The sequence below is a fragment of the Rhodococcus sp. NPDC127593 genome (genome assembly GCF_042671975.1).
Taxonomy (GTDB): domain Bacteria; phylum Actinomycetota; class Actinomycetes; order Mycobacteriales; family Mycobacteriaceae; genus Rhodococcus_F.
The window spans coordinates 13904-29845 of sequence record NZ_JBHXWI010000093.1; the positions used below are offsets into that span (position 1 = coordinate 13904).

Annotated in this window: 14 protein-coding genes; 12 read left to right on the plus strand and 2 right to left on the minus strand. The window is 66.0% G+C overall.

Features of this window, described 5'->3' with window-relative positions:
• Genes ACFVJ3_RS45280 through ACFVJ3_RS45305 form a run of 6 tightly spaced genes read left to right on the plus strand, consistent with a single transcriptional unit; the run spans position 1 to position 8899 of the window.
• Positions 1-3108 (plus strand): hypothetical protein, encoded by a 3108-nt coding sequence (locus ACFVJ3_RS45280; RefSeq protein ID WP_378458282.1) that lies wholly within the window; start codon positions 1-3, stop codon positions 3106-3108.
• Positions 3109-3134: 26 nt separating this feature from the next.
• On the plus strand, positions 3135-5303 hold the full coding sequence (locus ACFVJ3_RS45285) for a hypothetical protein (RefSeq protein ID WP_378458283.1): 2169 nt from the start codon (positions 3135-3137) through the stop codon (positions 5301-5303).
• On the plus strand, positions 5300-6106 hold the full coding sequence (locus ACFVJ3_RS45290) for a hypothetical protein (RefSeq protein WP_378458284.1): 807 nt from the start codon (positions 5300-5302) through the stop codon (positions 6104-6106). The genes ACFVJ3_RS45285 and ACFVJ3_RS45290 overlap by 4 nt, the downstream gene beginning before the upstream one ends.
• On the plus strand, positions 6103-7695 hold the full coding sequence (locus ACFVJ3_RS45295) for an NlpC/P60 family protein (protein ID WP_378458285.1): 1593 nt from the start codon (positions 6103-6105) through the stop codon (positions 7693-7695). The genes ACFVJ3_RS45290 and ACFVJ3_RS45295 overlap by 4 nt, the downstream gene beginning before the upstream one ends.
• 19 nt (positions 7696-7714) lie before the next feature.
• Entirely contained in the window at positions 7715-8266 is a 552-nt protein-coding gene (locus tag ACFVJ3_RS45300) for a hypothetical protein (RefSeq protein WP_378458286.1), read from the plus strand.
• Between the two features lie 27 nt (positions 8267-8293).
• The gene (locus ACFVJ3_RS45305; RefSeq protein WP_378458287.1) at positions 8294-8899 is read left to right on the plus strand and encodes a hypothetical protein; all 606 of its coding nucleotides are present in this window, start codon (positions 8294-8296) and stop codon (positions 8897-8899) included.
• On the opposite strand, the gene ACFVJ3_RS45310 is transcribed toward ACFVJ3_RS45305, so the two are convergent.
• Complete coding sequence (locus tag ACFVJ3_RS45310) at positions 8896-9951, minus strand: DUF3068 domain-containing protein (RefSeq protein WP_378458288.1); 1056 nt, start codon at positions 9949-9951, stop codon at positions 8896-8898. The two genes, ACFVJ3_RS45305 and ACFVJ3_RS45310, sit on opposite strands and share 4 nt — an antisense overlap.
• Positions 9952-10042: 91 nt before the next feature.
• Here ACFVJ3_RS45310 and ACFVJ3_RS45315 point away from each other — a divergent pair, with 91 nt between their 5' ends.
• Genes ACFVJ3_RS45315 through ACFVJ3_RS45325 form a run of 3 tightly spaced genes read left to right on the plus strand, consistent with a single transcriptional unit; the run spans position 10043 to position 12925 of the window.
• Positions 10043-11209, plus strand: coding sequence for a cytochrome P450 (locus tag ACFVJ3_RS45315; RefSeq protein WP_378458289.1), 1167 nt, complete (start codon positions 10043-10045; stop codon positions 11207-11209).
• A gap of 37 nt (positions 11210-11246) precedes the next feature.
• Complete coding sequence (locus ACFVJ3_RS45320) at positions 11247-12332, plus strand: GAF domain-containing protein (RefSeq protein ID WP_378458290.1); 1086 nt, start codon at positions 11247-11249, stop codon at positions 12330-12332.
• A gap of 29 nt (positions 12333-12361) precedes the next feature.
• Positions 12362-12925, plus strand: a complete 564-nt coding sequence (locus ACFVJ3_RS45325) for an inner membrane-spanning protein YciB (protein ID WP_378458291.1) — start codon at positions 12362-12364, stop codon at positions 12923-12925.
• Positions 12926-13195: 270 nt separating this feature from the next.
• Here ACFVJ3_RS45325 and ACFVJ3_RS45330 read toward each other — a convergent pair whose 3' ends face one another.
• Positions 13196-13642, minus strand: coding sequence for a helix-turn-helix transcriptional regulator (locus ACFVJ3_RS45330; RefSeq protein WP_378458292.1), 447 nt, complete (start codon positions 13640-13642; stop codon positions 13196-13198).
• A gap of 369 nt (positions 13643-14011) precedes the next feature.
• Here ACFVJ3_RS45330 and ACFVJ3_RS45335 point away from each other — a divergent pair, with 369 nt between their 5' ends.
• From ACFVJ3_RS45335 to ACFVJ3_RS45345, 3 genes are all read left to right on the plus strand, one after another.
• Entirely contained in the window at positions 14012-14422 is a 411-nt protein-coding gene (locus tag ACFVJ3_RS45335; RefSeq protein ID WP_378458293.1) for a hypothetical protein, read from the plus strand.
• A 307-nt stretch (positions 14423-14729) separates the two neighbouring features.
• Positions 14730-15224 (plus strand): hypothetical protein, encoded by a 495-nt coding sequence (locus ACFVJ3_RS45340; protein ID WP_378458294.1) that lies wholly within the window; start codon positions 14730-14732, stop codon positions 15222-15224.
• On the plus strand, positions 15221-15538 hold the full coding sequence (locus tag ACFVJ3_RS45345) for a hypothetical protein (RefSeq protein ID WP_378458295.1): 318 nt from the start codon (positions 15221-15223) through the stop codon (positions 15536-15538). The genes ACFVJ3_RS45340 and ACFVJ3_RS45345 overlap by 4 nt, the downstream gene beginning before the upstream one ends.
• Positions 15539-15942: the final 404 nt, after the last annotated feature.

Below are 15942 nucleotides of genomic sequence, written 5' to 3' on the forward strand. Positions count from 1 at the left end.
ATGAGCTATCCCGGTAACCGGTTCGACCCGGCCGACCTCGTCCCACCCCCCGGGGCACTGCCGCCGGTGCTGCCCGAGTCGTGGCTGCGCGCGGCGCGCCAAGCCGGGCTGCAGACCGCCGACCCAAGAACCGCCGCACCGCAAGCGAGCTTGGGTGATGCACTGCTCACCGACCCCTCCCCGGTCACCAACCCCGAATATCCCGTTGAAGCGCCCACCGAACCCACCCACCACAAGGACAGCAAGCGGCGCGGGAAGAAGTCCCGGCCAACCCCGGAAGGGCACTCGACTTGTGCGGCCGCTGAACGTGGGAGCAAGGCGCGGTTACGGAAGCAATCCAAGTGGCGGCTGCGGGCGGTCCTGGGAAACATCACCATCACCGACGACACCGCCACGCTGTGGTTCGTGCAATCGCCCGGCACGTGGAGCATGCGGGCGATTGCCGATCAGTCGCGGTTCATCCGGGACGAAGCGTTGGTGCTGGCGGAACTGCGCGGCAAAGGGATCTCCGGTATCCATCGGCGCACTGTGCGCGAGCCCTGGCCGGTCAAGGAATGGGGCCGCGCACACGCGCAGCTCACCGAGGACCGCCTCCCCGACGTTCCCGGTGCCCTCGCGTGGGACGACTACCTCGTCGGTCAGCAAGTCGCGCTGCTGGACTCCGCCCCTACCCGCAAGCGCCGTTACTGGGGCATTGAACTGCCCCGGCGGTCGATGACCGCGCAGGCGATCGTCGCGGTGGCCGACATGTGCTCCGGGGTGAAGGGTGTGGGACCGCGGTTGTCGAAGTGGTCCGAGCAGGTCCTGCACGCGGAGCAGGACGCGGCGGCCGAACACATCGCCGAGATCGAGCGCGTGATGCTCTCCCCCGGTGTCGAAGCCCTGCCGGCCGACAGCGGTCAAGTGGACTATCTGCTGCGCCGCTCGGCCGCGGTGGGGATGCCGTTGACCGAACCGGCGACCGCGAACGCACCGTCGGGGTGGGGCCTGTCCGACCTGTTGTCGCTGAGCAACCTGACGGATATGCATTACACGCCCGGCGCCGGACACACCGTCGTCGAAGGCACCATCGCCGGCCGCACTTACCGGTCGTACGTGACGGTGCTGACGGTGGGGCGGATGGCACCACTGGCCATCCCCGAGCAGAAGATGCCGTGGCAGCTGCTCGGTGACCAGCTCGGGCTGCCCTTGGAGTGGTCCGAGCGGATCACCCTGCACACCCCGGAAGAAACCCTCGGCGAGATCCAGAAGCAGCGCAACGCGATCGAGTCGCAGTACCGGCACTACACGGTCGAGCACGACGAAACCCCACCCGATGAGTTGGCGGCGCAGCACGGGTTGTCCCGGCGGCTGCGGACGGAGATGTCGAACGGTGGGGCACTGGCTACCCGGGGGTCGGGGTGGTGGCGGATCGCCGTGTCCGGTTCCTCCCCGCAGCAGGTGCGTGATCGTGTCTCGAAGCTGCAGCAGCAGTATGCGCCGGATGTCGAACTCGAAGTCGAGAACGGCCAGTACCACCTGCTCAAAGAGTTCATGCCCGGTGAGAAGCTCGCCAACACCGCCCACAAGCGCAGGATGAGCGTCCTCGCCATGTCCGCGGGGATGGGGGCGGCCGCCGACCGGATCGGTGACGAGGAAGGCATCATCCTCGGCGAAACCGCGTCGATTTCGGTCCGCCCGGTCGCCTGGAATCTGTTCGCCGCCCACGACTTCTTCGACAAGGGCGGCATGACCCCGCTGGTCGGTGTCCAGGGCGCCGGCAAGACCCATCTGGCGGGGATGATCACCTATCAGGCGCTGCGCCTGGGCGCGCATGCGGTGATTTTGGATCCGTCCGGGCCGCTGCGTGCGCTCGCCGATTTGCCCGAACTCAAGCCGTTCACCCGCGTCTACGAGCTGACCGGCCGCGGCGCCAAGCCCGGCGTCCTCAACGTCTACCGGGTCGTGTCCGAGCCCGACCCGGCCGACGAGATCTACCGCCCCGCCCATCCCGAGTACGCGCACGAATCCGACCCGGCAGCCGCCGCAGCAACGGCCTACGAGGACGATCGCGGTGCCGCCCATGCCGAACGAGTCCAGCTCGCGTCCTGGGTGCTGATCTCGATGCTCGACGCCGACGACCGCAGCGACCGGGATGCCAAGAGTGTGGTCCGGATGGCGGCGGCGATGGTCGGGGGCCAGCCGACCAACCATCTGGGCAAGGTCCTCGACGCGATCGATCGCATCGCTGCCGGCGTGGTCTACACCGGCCACGGGGTCGCCCACGGCACGACCAACGGCCAGACCAACGGCTCCGAGAACACCCCCGTCATCGGCGAAGGACTGCGCACCGCCGCGGGCCGGATCGGGCCGATGCTGCGCACGATGTCGCAGCTGCGCGACGCCCGGGTGCTGTTCCCGTCGGCCACGGCCGGCGACGACGCCGCCGCCGAACTGTTCGACTCGGTCCTCGACGAGCGATTGACGATCCTGACCATGCCCGGCCTGCAGATCGACGACAAGGCCGAGGGCAGTGCGGCCACCGACAGCCAACGCCTGGCCGGGCCGCTGATCCACCTGGCGGCATGGTTGGCGACCCGGTTGGTCTACGACAAGCCGCGCGCGCTGCCGAAACTGCTGTTCCTGGACGAGAACAAGTACCTCAAGCAGTCCGGGGCCGGCCGCACCCTCTATGTCCGGCTCGGCCGGGACACTCGCAAGTTCCGCACCCGCGCACTGGTGTGCAGCCAGCTCGCGGGCGATTTCCTCGGATTGGCGGACGGCGTGGATGACCAGGACCAGTCGCAGCTGACCGACGAGATCATCATCGGCCGACTCGGCTCGTCCGAACGGGCGATCTCCGACGCACTCACACTCCTCGGCCTCGAAGAGGGTGAGGGGTACGAGACGATCCTGGCCAACCAGCTCGGCGGGGGCCGCAACGACACCTATGACCCGCGCGCGAACAAGGCCCGCAAACAGCGCGCCGCGAAGACCGGCGCCGACGAAGCCCGCACCTACGTCGTCCGCTTCGGCGGCGACATCGAACTGGTGCGCGCGAACTGGACGAACTTCACTCACATCGCCCACGTCGCGCAAGCACTGAACTCCCGGGCCACCGCCGCCTGACCCCTTTTTTGGGAAGGACATTCTCGATGCCCGCCACCGCCCGCACCGCCAGCTCGCCCGCACTCCTGCTGCAGCGGATCACCCAACTGTGCGCGGTCATGATGCTGGTCGGGCTCAGTGCCCTGTGCGGGCAGAGCATCGCCCACGCCGCGGGCTTCAACTGCAAGGACGTGCCGGCACCGCAGTCCCCGAACTCGGCGGCGCCGGCGTTCTTCGACTCCGGGTCGGTGGACAAGCCCGCGGAATCCCAGCTCTCCGGCACCGGGTACGGCGGCCACGGCTGGGCCGGGCTGACGTGGCACATCTACGACCTCGGCTGCGGCGAGGACATCACCGGGGTATCGCTGGTGCGCAACAAGACCGACGTCGGAAACACCTTCCTCACGATCGGGCAATCGTTCGCGGCCGCGGCGTTCTGGCTCGACGAGCAGGCCAACACCCCCGCCGAGGGCCGCGAGACCGGCCGCCAGGGGGCGATCGCGCAGTTCGACGAGATCGTGCTCGCGGTCTCCGACTCGCTGCGGCCGACCGTGTACGGGCCGTGGCTGGGGCTGGGGGTGGGGGTGGCCGGGCTGATCATCCTCTACCGCGGTCTGCGATCAGATGCCCCGGCGGTGTTCCGGCAGCTCGCGATCGGTGCCGGCGCGCTGGCGATCGGTGGGTTGATGGTCGGTGCCCCGGCGAAGGCGATCCAGATCTCCGACGACACGTTCAGCGCGCTGATCACGAAGACTCAGGGCGAGATCTTCAACTCCGCGGGCATGACCGATGACCCGCGGTTGGTGATCACCGACCGGATCATCATCCCGGACGTGCAGCGAGGGTATTTCGGTTCAAACGCCTCTGAGCAGACGCTCGACGATCTGTGGCCGAAGCTGCGGGAGTCAATCGCCTACACCTATGACGAGCAGGCCCGGATCCAGGCCGACAACGCGGCACAGAAGGAGATCGACGAGGCCAAGGCCGAGAAGTTCCGGCGGGAGGTCGTCGAGCCGTTGGAGAGTAAGGGGCTCTCGTTCTACACCTTTCAGGGCAAGGACTCGAGTCGGGTCACGACCGGGTTCCTGTCGATGGTCAAGACGTCGATGCCCTCCATTTTGTGGATCGGTTCCTCGGTGCTGAAACTCTCGGCGCTGCTGGCGATCCGGCTGGCGATCATCACCGCCCCCGTGTGGGTTCCGCTCGCCATCGTCTCCGGATCGATCCTGCTCCGTGTCGGGCGCATCCTCGGCGGGATCTATCTGTGGGCGGTCGGTGCCGCGGTGCTGATGTCGGTCTACCTGCTGATCTTGATCAAGCTGTATCGCAATGTTGCGGTCGACGGGACCTGGCGGCTGTGGTTCCTGGTCATCCTCACCATCGTCTTCTGGATGTTGTTGCGTCCGTTCAAGCGGCTCTCGCAAACCATCACCCAGTCGCATCGCGGCATGATCGGCGGCGCGATGGACCGGCACAAGCACGGTTCCTGGAAGCAGAAACTGCTCACCGCCAGCTCGATGGTCACCAATCCCGCCATGGGGCTGGCCGAGAAGAGCCTCGAACTCGTCCGCGCCGGCGGCGGCGGCGCAAACGGCGTCGCAAACGCGGCAGGGCGGCAGTGGTCCGACATGATCGGCGGTAACAGGCCTCCGATCATCCGGCAGGAAGGTCGCGCGCTGTCGGCCGCACGCACCGACGACTACCGCGACCGCGCCCGCCAAGCACAGCTGGCCGCCCTACGCGGCGGCGCGGGCGGAGCGTTGGCGGACCTGCGCAAAGCGTCCCCGGAGGGGCCGGAGTCCGGCACCCGGCTCCCCGGTGTCAACCTCACCGCCGGCCCGGCCGACGGCAACGGGCGCACCGGGCTCGCGGATCTGGGCAAACACACCCCCGCAACGGGTTTCACCGACGGTTTCGAGTCCCTCGACACCGGTGACAGCGAGGTCTTCGTTCCTCATCAGGACGCGAACCGGTGGGACGGCGGGCCGGACGCGGTCATCGCACCGACCACCATCTACCGGCCGAGTGAGGAACCCGACGCGTCCGGAAAGCCGCAGCGTCCGTGGGTGTCGATCACCCGTCCCGCACCGGCCTCGTCGTCGGCAAGGCCCGCCAGCAGTGATCTGCCCCGGGCGGGATTGCGTGAGGACACCGCGGCGGCGCAATCGACGGGAGTGCTCGACCGGCCGAATCGGGACCTGGGAGTGAACTGGTGAGAACAGGTGCCAACCCGATCACCACCGCGATCCGTAGCTGGGTCCTGCGCAGTCCCGGCCGGCTCGCCAGCGGGATCGCGATCATGGTCGCGGTCCTCTACCTCACCCGCCTGATGGTCACCGCGGTCACCGGGCCAGAGAACAGCGGAAGCGACGTGCGCGCCCACGACGCAGACACCAGTAACACCCCAGTGACCTCGACGACTGCGGCAGCCGAAGAAGTCACCGAAACCGCGGTGGCGACAATGTCGGCCAGGTCGATCGGTCGTAGCCCCGCAACAGCGGCGATGTATTACGCACACGCGTTCGTCGACACCACCGCATCACCAACTCAGTGGGCGGTCGCACTCAGCCGTGTCACCCAACCCGAGCGCGTCAACGACACCCTCGCGGCGGCCCGGCCCACCGCACCGGTGTCGATTCTCGGGCCGACACGCACCCTGCCAGGCACCGGCACCACCGGAACGACCGTAGAGATCGACATGAGCGCCGGGACCATGACCGTCGCGGTCACCGACACCGACACCGGCTGGCAGGTCGACTCCCCACTCCCCACTCTCGACCTCGACGACGTGGCCGCGGCCGCTCCCGCCACCGGGCGCACCACAGCGCCCACCACGACAACGGCCACCACCACGCCGTCACCCGTCACAGCACCGAGCCCGCAGCGCATCCCCGAGTCCCCGTCGGCTTCGGAGCCTGCTCCGCCCGCCCAGCAGGCCACCAGCCCCGCCCCCGTGCCGGTCCCCGGCCCCATCCCGATCCCCGAACTCGACACACCGCTGCCAGGCCCGATCGCATGACCACTCGACGTCTGACTGCGGCTGTGCTTGCCGCGTCATTCACCATCGGGCTGGCCAGCGCCTGCACTGGCGGGGCGATCATCGACCTGCCCAAACCTTGCCGGCCCGTCCACTCCGATTCCGGGGGCACGCGCGCAAAAAGCACACCCGATGATCGGCCGGCGGCGGCTCTAACCCCGTCCGGGCCGATCCAGCAACCCACCGTACCGGGAACCACCACGTTCACCTCCGGTTTCGGACCCCGCTGGGGGGCGATGCACAACGGTGTCGACTTCGCCGGCCCGGTCGGCACCCCGATCTACGCCGCCCTCGACGGCCGCGTCGCCGCCGCCGGCTCAAGTGGGGAGGGACCCGGTGTCGGTTTCGAGAACTGGATCATCATCGACTCCGCCGTCGACGTCCGCCCGGTCTCCACCGTCTACGGGCACATGTACGCCAACGGCATCCACGTCACACCCGGGCAGACCGTCAAGGCCGGCGACCACATCGCCGACATCGGCAACGCCGGCGGATCCACCGGCCCGCACCTGCACTTCGAATACTGGGACGGCGGCCGCCTGCAGGGCGGCACCGCGATCGATCCGACGACCAAACTCGGCGGCGCCCCCGCACCATCCGGACAGGACGCGAGCGCACCGGGATCGAATATCAATCTCATGGCCGCATCCACCCCCGTCGACTGCGGCAAGGGCTTCGGCACCCCGGGCGGCGGCGACCTCAAACCCGGCAGTGTCCCAACGGCATTCGAAGAATGGTTCCGCAAGGGCGGATCGCTGTGCCCGCAGATCAGCCCGGCGCTGCTGGCCGCGGACACTAAAGCCGAAAGCAACTTCCGCGCTGTAACCAGCCCCGCAGGCGCAAGAGGCTATACCCAGTTCATGGATGGCACCTGGGCCGTCTACGGCCGCGACGACGACGGCAACGGCCGGATCTCCCAAGGCGATGTCGGAGACGCCGTAATGGCTCAGGGCAGATACTTCTGCGAGATCGCGAGATCGGTCGACAGCTGGATCGCCGACGGCTCCGTGAAGGGCGACCCGCTCTCGCTCTACATCGCCAGCTACAACGCCGGTGAGGGAGCCATCAAGCAGGCCGGTGGGATGCCCTCCGGTGGTGACTATTCCAGCGAAACCCGACCCTACGTGCAGAAAGTCCTCTCCTACATTCCCGAGTTCGAGCAGCCCGGCGGCCGCGGCGAGTTCGTTCCCTCCCCCGCCGCCGGCGGAAGCAATGTCGTCGAGGCGGCCAGCCAGTACTTCGGCACCCCGTACGTGTGGGGCGGCGGCGGCGCGGGTGGCCCGTCCGCGGGCGGGTTCGACTGCTCGGGACTGACCCAATATGCCTACGCCCGGGCCACCGGCGGCAAGACCGTCCTTCCCCGCACCTCCGAACAGCAGTGGACGGTCGGCACCGAAATCCCCCTGTCCGAGGCCAAACCCGGCGACCTCGTTTTCGGATCCTGGGAGGCCGGCGGCCCCGGCCACGTCGGTATCTACGCCGGGAACGGTCAGATGGTCCACGCACCCACCACCGGTGACGTCGTCAAACAAGCACCGGTAATGGGGGACATGCGCGCCCGCCGTATGTGACCCCAGAAGGAGAGGAACGATGCGAAAAGCCCTGATCGTGCTCGCAGTGATCATCGCCGCGACCGCGGCACTGCTCTACTCCTGCCAGGACAACGCTAACCCCTCAGGAACCGCGACACCGCAGAGCACCACGACCGCACCGGAAACAGGCACCAGCGCACCTCAGCGACCGCAACCGACATCGCCGGAAGAACTGGCCCGCCAAGCCATGACCGTCGCATTCACCTGGGCCCCCACCACCGACGAAAGCCCTACCAGCGGATTCCGGCGCGCGACACAATGGTTCACACCGGACCTCGCTGCACGCCTGACCTCCGATGCGCGAAACGAGCGCGGACCCAGCCTGCAATGGCAGCAATGGATCAACGACAACGCCCGAGTCATTGCCGACGTCGCCATCGGTTGCTCCGGCTGCCCACCCGACACCGACACCACCGCACACCGGGTGGCCACGATCACCCAAACCGCGGTCACCGACGACACCACCCGCCCCGTCGAACCCGACACCACCGTCTGGCTCACCCTCACCGAAGCAGACGGGCGATGGTTAATCGATAACCTCACCTACTGAACACAACCGAACAAAAGAGGGGAAACCTTGAACTACCGCATCACCACAGCTCTGACGGTCATGGTGCTCACCACCGCGGTGATCGCGGGGTGCGGCAACAACTCCGACGACGACACCGCATCACAACCAGCATCCACGAGCGACGCCACTACCCAGGTTCTCGATCCCTTCGTCGACGACACCGCCGACGGACATCAGAAGGAAACCGCAACCCGCATCATCGATCTCGGCAACCAGCGGAAAGCGCCTGATAACGCCATCATCGCGGCGCTCGTCGCCTCACGAGCTGAAGGATTCTGGCGGGTTCACCATTCCGGATCGGGAGGGCGGAACCTCTTCGGTTGGAGCCAGATGTGGGACAACCGACCTGCCCTCGACGACGGAGCAGTCACCGACGCAATCGAGAACTTCTATGCCGGTGCGGAACGCCCGGAGAATGCCGCAAAGAACGACAATCCGGTCGACTACGCCGTAGCGATCCAATTGTCCGACCACTCGGGCGGCCGTGTGTACTTCGAAGACCGCGAAGCCTACGACGACAACATGTCCTACCTCAGCACCGAGGACAAGGTTCGCAACGAATACGCCGAGGCACTCCCCTACGCACGTGCGGCTTTCGACCAGTTTAGCTAGCGGCGTGACCAGCGGCGCGCGAGGATGAGCGCGGTCCCCACCAACACGATGCCGGCCACGGCACCGAGGGCGGGCCCATAGCGGGTTCCCCACAGGATCGCGGTACGGGCGTCCTTCGCTTGTTGGGCAAGGCCGTTGATCGTTTCGTCGTCGAAGTGGGTGTGCGCTTCTAGCGTGGTCACCGCATTCGGGTCGTCAATCGACCGCGCCAGCCATCGCCTCGGCTGCTCCTCCACAGCAACGATCGCACCAGAGGTAGGCTCGACCCACACATCGCGCGTGGTGGAGTAGTGCAGATCCATCGTTGTCGGCTCCGTGCCAGGTAGCCCCCACTTTTCAGCGGGCAAGGTCGTCGTCGCGACACTGCCGATCGATTTCCCAAGGTTCACAGGGCCGATTGTCTGCTGAAAGTGATACAGCCGCATGCCGTCGACCACGCGATCGTCGTCTACGTACTCGATCGGATGGGTCTCACGTGCCGTTCCGTCGTAGTACGGGTAGCTGACTTTCTCGACGTCGAACGGAAACTTGTACTGAATTCCGGCGCGAGGCGTCTCCGTCGGGGGCTTGCCGAGTTCGGCTTGAGTCGTCGGTATGGGCTCGGCGAGCGGCATGCCTGATCGTCGGTCGATCGTGACGCGATCGACCATTGCCGAGACCAGGCCCAACCCGTCGCCCCAGTCGGTCCGGACCGTCTTTTGTGCCGCTTGCAGAGTTGTGGAATCGGCTGAAACTGGATTCTCTGTCGTCACGTACACCTGAATCCGCAGCGGGACACCCCGGTCGGTCTTCAGCGGACCCTTCATAGCCACCGAGGTGGCCTTGAGCACCGCCGCGTCTTCCGCAACCGACACTGTCGCCGATTGCACGTCGAGCGGGATGACCTTCAACCGGGCGGCACCGTAGGTGGGGACCAAGACAGCGACGGCGAGCAGGCACGAGCCGAGCGCGAGGAGAGTGCAGACCGCTGCGGATCTCCTCCACCCCCGACGGTCGGCGGCATCCGCCTTGTTCACGTTTTCATCCAGTACGGTGTCGACCTGAGCACTCACGTAGCGCACCCTAGCTGCCGGAGCAATGCAGAATCCCGGTCAGCCGGTATCTTCGTCCTGAGGTATTTGCCACATCGGAGAAGGGAACCTGGTGCTCGATCCGTTTGCGGCCGGCCTGAGTGTCGCGGAGGCCGATCGCTTGCATGAGCGCCTTCGCGCTGCCGGCCCAGTTGTCGAGGCCACCGACGCCGACGGACTGCGCGTCTGGATCATTACCCGGTACGACGACGTTGCTCGACTGCTCGCTGACCCCGGAATCGTCAATGTCCGTCCCGGCGGCCCGTCAGGCAGCCCGGGCCTTCCCCTACCACCGGCACTGGCCCGCAACCTGCTCAATATGGTCCCCGATGATCACCGCCGCGTCCGCGCTCTGGCAGCGCCCGCGTTCTCACGGCGACGAATCGGAGCGGTGAGGCAGATGGTGACCGCCCGTGTCGACGGACTCCTGGACGACCTCGACCCGAACGAAACCGGTGTTGTCGACCTCTTCCCTGCCTACGCCTCTCCCCTGCCTGCTGACATCATCGCCGAGATCCTCGGCGTGACCGATGCAGACGCCGACGAGTTCCGTACCGCCGCGGCGACCGTGATGGCAATGAATCCTGGCGAACCCACCGCGGACGACCCTCGCATCCCGGCCATGACCACGATCGTTCTCGTACTCATGCGTGTGATCGCGGCCAAACGGAAATCGCCCGGTGACGACGTCATCACCGATTGGATCACCGCCCGCGACGCCGAAGACCGGCTGACCGAAGAGGAACTCATCTCCCTGGCATTCCTGACGTTTCTCGCCGGATTCGAGAACTCCGTCTACCAGATCGCCAATGCCATCGGCATTCTCGCCGGACTTGATCGGGACCAGCTACTCGTCGAAATCGCCGACGACCAGCTCTGGCGCGCCCGGGTGACGCAGCTTGTCCTCGACGCCGCGCCCGGGTCCTACGCGATACGGCGATTCCCGGTTGAGAACATCACCGTCGGCGGCATTCGCATCCCCGCCGGCAGTCCTCTGTATCTCTCCCTGCGCGCGGCGACCAACGACCCCGCCCGCGGCGAGCGCCCGGACCTGGCCTTCGGCCGCGGACCTCATTACTGTCTCGGCGCCGATCTCGCCGTGATGCAGCTTGACATCGCTACTCGCCGCCTATTCCAACGCCACCCGGGCCTATCCCTGGTGAAGCCATGGGAAACACTCGACCGGCGACATACCTGGCGCACTCACGGCCCCACTGAGACGCCAGTAAACCTGACCTGACCACCCGAAAGCCAGTACGGGAGAAACGGATAAACCGATGACAGCTGATGCCCTCGTGCACGCCCCCGCCGAACCCACCCACCCGATCCGCGAATGGACGACCGTCTTCGTCGGCACCGGCGACGAGCACCAGGTCGTCGCCGAAGGCCCCAAACACCGCGACTGGCGAAAGATCGGCAATGTCTTTCGCGAACCTGCCCGCACCGCTGTCCTGGGGTTGATCCGTAAGTGCATAGCCGATCGCGAGCTCAAGATCGAGACGTTCGAGGGCAAGGTCGCCGACGCCCTGGGCCCGGTCGGGGCAGCCCACCCCATCCTGACTCCCGACAAGAGCGTGGTCGTAGCAGTTCAGATCTGGAGCGGTGACCCGAAGAAGAACCCGCCGGACCGCCCCAATGTCGGGGCATGGGAGTGGGTTCTGAGTTCGGAGGACAACCCGCCCCCACCGCAGTTGCAGTTGGACCCCGGAGCTATCGAGCTCATCGGGATGTCCGCCCGGCATCAGGATCGATCGGTTTTCGGTCCTGCAGATCTCTACACCCGTTCGGCCCGCCTGTCCGACACGTTGCGGCATGTGCGCCAAATCCGAGACTGCCAGGTAAAGGACAGGTTTGACGGCACGTTCACCATCCGGGCGGAGACCGACGTCACCTGCGAGCTGCGCTACGCCGAGCGGTGTGTGGAGGGCCCGGCGGGTAGACGCGTGCGCGGGATCTGCTGGGATGCGGGCACCGACGAAGCCCTTGTCCACGAATCGATGCTCGACGCGTGGTTGTCGACAATGTTGGCATCGACATCGGGGATGTACATCGCGGTTGGGGATCTGTCGTATCAGTACCCGTACTGGCTGAAGTGGGTGACCGAGCACGTTCCCGGTCTCGGACACGGCGTGAGCACCGGACAGACCTTCGCGCTCCATGAGGAAGACTGGCCGAAGATCATCGAGTGGGTCCAGCAGGTGCGTAAGGGGCCGGTCTCCGGAACGGTGCGGGCACGACGCGGCGGTGGCGGTTGGCTGAAGGCCGAATTCCGGGGCTTCCTTCTCGATCCCCTCGTCAGCGACTCGATCGGTGTCGCGGTGATCTCCCCCGAGATCGAAACCATCCCTGACGAAACCTCCTGACGGAGAAAATCTTTCGGAGGACAAAGCTCGTGTGGAGAGTGTTCTACAACGCCGCGTTGGTTGTTGCGTTCATGGCGACCTACAAGACCGCCGGAATCTTCGCGGCGACGGTCGTGGTCATGGCCGGCGTCGTCGGCGAGATCATCGTGACGGTGGCCAGACGCCAACGGGTCGACAAACTGCAGTGGATCGGTCTATGCCTTGTGCTAGTCCTCGGTGGTTCGACTCTGTTCTTCCACAACGAGACCTTCATCAAGTGGCGTCCCACAGGGGTGTACTGGCTAATTGCCGGCGCTTTCCTGACGTCGTTGGTGGTCGCGAAGCGTGACCCGGTGCGTCTGATCATCGGACGATGGGTGAGCGCACCGGACGCTGTCTGGCGCTTCCTGAGTTGGAGTTGGTTCGTGGCACTGGTCGCGGTCGGCGCCGTCAATATCGTGGTCGCCTACACGATGTCCACGGATACCTGGGTCAACTGGCGTGTCTTCGTCGCACCCGGAAGTCTCTTGGCTCTCGCTGTCGCCCAAGCCACCTGGCATCGCAACTACATCCTCACGGCATGGCGCGACCACCAATCCGAGGAAGCTATGTAATATCCCCTCCGACGTTGGTTCGACATAGAGTTCGCCAAGCGGACTGACTGCGCGATGCCCCCTCTGGCACGTGCCCGGTCGGCCGACGTCAGCGCACCTCACCCGAGGTTGCGGCGCGACCTTTTCGCGTTGCCCGCGCAGCACGCAGAAAGCCCCTCCTCGAAGGGGCTTTTCGTCATGCTCGCGAGAGGTCGAATGATTACTCACTTTGCTTACTGCACCGCCACGGTCGCCAAGACCCTGCCCCCGAGGCTCAGCTCTTCGATGAGTTCACGCCGGGGTGCCCGGCGGGCGACTTCGCGCGCGCTCGTAGGCCGCGCGGTAGACACTTTCGGAGATCCCCAAGGCTGCGGAAACCTTTCGCGCGGTCTCGTCGGTCAGAGCTGCCTGCCCGCGCTCGACTTGCGCCACAGTGGTGGTACTGAGATTGGCCAGCTTCCCGAGTTGCGGCTGCAGCAAACCCGCGAGGACACGCCAGTCCCCCGGAAGGCGCTCATCCTCGGGGATTACGACGACGTCGCTGATCTGCACCCCGAGGGCGTCGGTGACCCGCTTGAGGAGATCTACCTGCGGCGACGTGGCGCCCGTTTCCCACTGGTAGAGGGTCGCGTGTCCGATGCCGGCCGCGCGAGCGAGCTCGGGCCGACTCAGGCCGGAGTTTTCACGCAGCAATTTCAGCCGGGCAGGGTCGAATCCGCGCATCACCCGTCGGCTCACCGAAACACTCCGTCCATCACTTCTGGACACCTTGCCCCATCTCCCTTACGATCACTTCAGGTCACAGTTTTAGATCAAATATGCGTAGGTCATGCCGAGTAATCGAATCGACGAAGGGGTTGGTGATCTAACAGAAGAACCCCCGCCCGGTTACCGCCGGACAGGGGCCTGAACCGAACAGGGTTGCCGCCCTGGTCAGCGTGTTTCTTCAGCTAGCAGAATGGAGATCTGCCAATGGAAACGATAGGCGACGTCGGCGGAAGTGTCGACGAGACTGACGTGTTGAGTTGGACAACCACTCAAATTCGACGATTCATTCGTGCCCACGACTGGACATGCGGATGCTCTACAGGTACAGAGCGGTGCGCGGTGTACCGAGCAGCGCATGAAGAAGCCTTCTTCCGCCGGGTCAGCACAAACCTCCCCGATCGCGTCGACGGGCCGCAGGCCACCGATGAGCGACTCCCGTGCACGCGCAATCCCCGCGGATGGGACACTGACGTCGCCAGCACAGGTCAACTCCTCGCCGCCATCGACGCGTGCAAGAGTTGCCCGTTCTTAGCGACCTGCGAGGAACAGGCGCAGGAAGGCCCGGCACGATCGATGGTGTGGGCCGCGGTGGCTTACGACCGCGACGGCGAGCCGATCGGAATCTCTGGGCTGTCCGCGTGGGTGCGAACGCGGGACGGCATCCGGCTGCGCGACCAGAAGCAGACGTCGCAGGTCACCGCACTACCTGTACCGCACACGATGTCGGCGCCAGCGGGGTGGGCATCTTGACGGCGCCGCAGATCTACCCCGTCCGCCTCCACGAGGCCACTAACGTCGAACTCTTGGCGTCGAATGTGGTTGAGGGTCCCAATCGGGTCACCTTCGATGCGAAGCTTGACTGCTTGCACTGCCCGCGGTTGGAGGCCTGTCGCGCGGATGTCGCGACGGTGGCGTCCGCGGGGGACACGCCGCGTTCCATGATCTGGGCGGGTGTCGTGTGTCGGCACGACGGAACGGTGATCGCGACCGATCGTAAGATCCGGGTGTACTGCAACCGTGTCGAAGGGCAACGAGCAGTCGAGCGGGGGGCGTCGGCATGATCAGTCTTTCCGACCGCGTCCTGCTCATGGCGACCGGCGAGATCGAGTGTCCCGGCACCGAGGGGCTTCCTTCCCTCCGGTGGAACTGGCTCGCTGACCTGTACTCCCACCCGGTGTGGGGTCTGGTCACTATTCCCGGCTTCTCCGTATCCGTGGGATGCGAGATCGCTATGTTGTGCCGCGATATGCCGACCGGCACGGTCAACTCCCTTGCTACTCGATGGGATGCGGTGCACCGGCTCGAGGCGATCGGCGCCAGCCGCGCTCAGTCGGCGGCGCTCTACGCCTGGTCCGCGGTCGCCGATACCACCGTCGATGCTGATGACTACCTGAGTGGCCATCAGTTCAGTGGTGCGGAAGCTATCGCCGCCGCGTTCTGGGCCCACCTCGCCGCCAAACCGGGCTCTGTCGCCGAGGCGTGCGTCGCCGCGGCCATCGAGGCATGGGATTCACGTCTGCACCGTCCCCCGACGAGAGGGGCAGTCGCATGACGGGCCTCACCGCCACCGACCGTCACGGGCGAACGTGGGACCTCATCGCGATAGAGAGCGTCATTTGCGCACTCCTCGTCACCGACACCAGGACGCCGACCGTGATGTCCGCTCCGGATCTCATCGACACACACGGCCCAATCCGGCTCTCACCGGGCAGGTGTCGTCTCAGCCCGGGATCACGCGACGCGCTCGTAGATGTCGTCGACCTCGTCGCATCGGAGCCCGAAACAGCCACGATTGAGCAGATCCGTGAGGTCGCCGCCGCGGCCCACCTGTTGCTCGGCGTGAAGGCGGCACCGCGGTCGGCGTAACTGGCACGGCTGCGGCCAAAACCACCCTTCACCGATCCCTTTCGGCGGAACGCGCGAACCTCCACAGTTCGCGGTGACCGCGCTGGTGGATCGGCGCCCACCCACGCCCATAGCGAGGCGATGCCCCTGACCGCGTATCCATCGCGCTACCCCGATAACCCAAATTTCAAAGCGCAGACCTCAGAACGCGAAAACCCCCTTGGTGGGGGTGGTTTCAGATTTACGAACCGCTCCGCGGCATGTTGTTGAGGAGGACTTGCCGGTCCTCCTCAACCAAGAGGGTGAAGGCCTTGCCGAGCCGTCACATTCTCTGAGCTTGTCGTTTAACCTCGGCCATCGCGCGGGGCAGTTGGTAATGATGTTGTTCGGCGTGTCGCCACGGCATGGGGCGACCACCGCCTGAT

Coding starts and splice junctions, on each gene's coding strand:
- ACFVJ3_RS45280 (WP_378458282.1), top strand. CDS start 1: ATGAGCTATCCCGGTAACCGGTTCGACCCGGCCGACCTCGTCCCACCC.
- ACFVJ3_RS45285 (WP_378458283.1), top strand. CDS start 3,135: ATGCCCGCCACCGCCCGCACCGCCAGCTCGCCCGCACTCCTGCTGCAG.
- ACFVJ3_RS45295 (WP_378458285.1), top strand. CDS start 6,103: ATGACCACTCGACGTCTGACTGCGGCTGTGCTTGCCGCGTCATTCACC.
- ACFVJ3_RS45300 (WP_378458286.1), top strand. CDS start 7,715: ATGCGAAAAGCCCTGATCGTGCTCGCAGTGATCATCGCCGCGACCGCG.
- ACFVJ3_RS45320 (WP_378458290.1), top strand. CDS start 11,247: ATGACAGCTGATGCCCTCGTGCACGCCCCCGCCGAACCCACCCACCCG.
- ACFVJ3_RS45340 (WP_378458294.1), top strand. CDS start 14,730: ATGATCAGTCTTTCCGACCGCGTCCTGCTCATGGCGACCGGCGAGATC.
- ACFVJ3_RS45345 (WP_378458295.1), top strand. CDS start 15,221: ATGACGGGCCTCACCGCCACCGACCGTCACGGGCGAACGTGGGACCTC.